We start from the raw sequence: 2213 nt of genomic DNA, 5'->3' as shown, positions 1-2213 counted from the left end.
AGTACCTTTATTTGATCTAAAGGCTTTTCACCGTCCATTATTGATCCAGCTCCTCTTTTACACGGTCAATCAGGGCTTTTCCGCCAAGCTCAGTCAAGCTTTCCGCCACTCTTTCACCGACCTTCTCTGGATTGGGACCAGTCATGTATTCTTTGTAAATAGTATGGCCGTCGGGTGAAGCCACAAGACCGGTCAGCGCGATTTCCCCATTATCTTTAATTTCTGCATAACCGGCGATCGGAACCTGGCATCCCCCTTCCATTTTATGAAGGAATGCTCTTTCCGCAGTTACTGTCTGAGTGGTTTCTTCATCCGAGAAATGCTTCAGTAAATCGAGAAGCTCTTCATCATCTTCACGGCATTCAATGGAAAGCGCTCCCTGACCGACTGCAGGCAGGCAAAGATCAGGATCGAGGAATTCAGTCACGACATCACTTGTCCACCCCATTCTAGAAAGTCCTGCAGCTGCCAGGATGATCGCATCGTAATCTTCATTTTGAAGCTTTGAAAGACGTGTATCGATATTTCCGCGGATCCACTTTATTTCCAGGTCCGGACGCACGGACAGAATCTGTGCGCCTCTTCGCAAGCTGCTTGTACCGACAATGGCACCTGACGGAAGGTCCTTCAGCGCAACATGATTCTTACTGATGAACGCGTCCCTGTGATCTTCACGTTCTGGTATGCATCCGATTGTGAGCCCTTCAGGCAAGACAGCCGGCATATCCTTCATGCTGTGTACCGCCATATCGATCTCTTTATTGAGCATCGCCTGCTCGATTTCTTTCACAAACAATCCTTTTCCGCCAACCTTGGAAAGGGTGACATCAAGGATTTGATCCCCTTTAGTCACGATTTCCTTTACCTCGAAGTCAATTGCGGGATTGATCGCCTTCAGCTGATCGATCACCCAATTTGTTTGTGTAAGTGCTAATTTGCTGCGTCTAGATCCTACAATAATTTTTCTCATAATAACCTCCTGAAAGCTTATGAATACCAGAAATGAAAGGATGAAAGCCGGCTTCCCAGGAAGAAATTGATCAAGATGATCAGGAAAGCCGCGACATTAAGCAATGCCAATGATTTGCCAAATACGTTCTTCTTTATCCGTAAATATAAATAAGTACTGTATAAAATTAATAGAATGAATGATCCTATAATCTTCGGGTCATACAAAATGAAATCCGGCAACTTGATATATGCCCATTGCATACCGAGAATCAGGCTGAGAAGAAGCATGGCTACCCCGATCGAATTCAGGATATAGGATATCTTCTCCAGTTTAGACAAATCACTGATTCTCCATAGCCTCTGTCCCCACTTTTTCTCTTTCAGCAGCTTGAACTGCAGAAGATAGAGAAGTGAAAAAACAAAGGACAGTGAAAATGCACCGTACGACAGGATCGCCATCGTGATGTGGATCAGAAGGAGTTCAGACACCATCTGCTCCGCCATTGCCTGCGATTCCACCTGCACGGGTGCAAAGGTATGTATAGCCATGATGATGAAACCCAGGACATTGGTGAAAAAGACGGTGAAGTCCACACGGAGCAGCCGGTTAATCACCAGTGACAGGGTAATCAATACCCAGGCATAAAAATAAAGCCCCTCAAAGATCGTGAGGACTGGGAATCTGCCGGTATTGATCATGTAAAGAAATAAAAAAATTGTTTGAAGGACCCAAACAATTGCAAGCAGCCAGAAGGCAAAAAGATTTGCCTTCCGGTTTTTGTTTAAGAAATCTATAAAATAAAACAGAATACTAATAGCATACAGAACAATCATCAGTTCATGCAGCCTAGTCATCGTTTGTTCAAACATAGACAATAACCTCACTTAAGCATGAAAAGTAGGTTGCGGAGTGAAGTTCGGCCCCGGTTCACTCTTCTCATTGGCTGCTTTCAGTTGTGTCTGTTCCTGCACTTGTTTCTCAATATTGAAAATGGAAACGAATAAATCCAGTTTATCTTCGGCATCAGGCAGGCCAGCAAGTTCTTTCGCTTGTGAAATTGGATCTTTCAGCAATTGATTGATGATGCTTTTTGTATGTTTACTCAGGACTTTTCTTTCTCTGTCTGTCAGGTTCGGCATTTTACGTTCGATGCTTTCCATCGTTTCAGCCTGAATCGATAACGCTTTTTGTCGCAGAGCTGAAATGACAGGCACAACTCCGAGCATGTTCAACCAGTCTTTAAAATCAACGATCTCCGCTT

At 44.1% G+C, this 2213-nt stretch carries 3 protein-coding genes; all 3 read right to left on the bottom strand.

What is annotated here, in order from left to right:
• Positions 1–37: 37 nt before the first annotated feature.
• Positions 38–970, bottom strand: a complete 933-nt coding sequence (gene hemC / locus HP456_RS23110; RefSeq protein WP_172255438.1) for a hydroxymethylbilane synthase — start codon at positions 968–970, stop codon at positions 38–40.
• A gap of 17 nt (positions 971–987) precedes the next feature.
• A complete protein-coding gene (locus HP456_RS23105; RefSeq protein WP_172255436.1) occupies positions 988–1821 on the bottom strand; it encodes a cytochrome C assembly family protein in 834 nt (277 codons plus the stop codon).
• Between the two features lie 15 nt (positions 1822–1836).
• Positions 1837–2213, bottom strand: a 377-nt coding sequence (locus tag HP456_RS23100; RefSeq protein ID WP_512698784.1) for a glutamyl-tRNA reductase, incomplete at its 5' end; no start/stop codon positions are given.

Source organism: Bacillus haikouensis (genome assembly GCF_013179555.1).
GTDB classification, from domain to species: domain Bacteria; phylum Bacillota; class Bacilli; order Bacillales; family Bacillaceae_B; genus Rossellomorea; species Rossellomorea haikouensis_A.
This window is presented reverse-complemented; position numbering and strand designations above follow the sequence as displayed.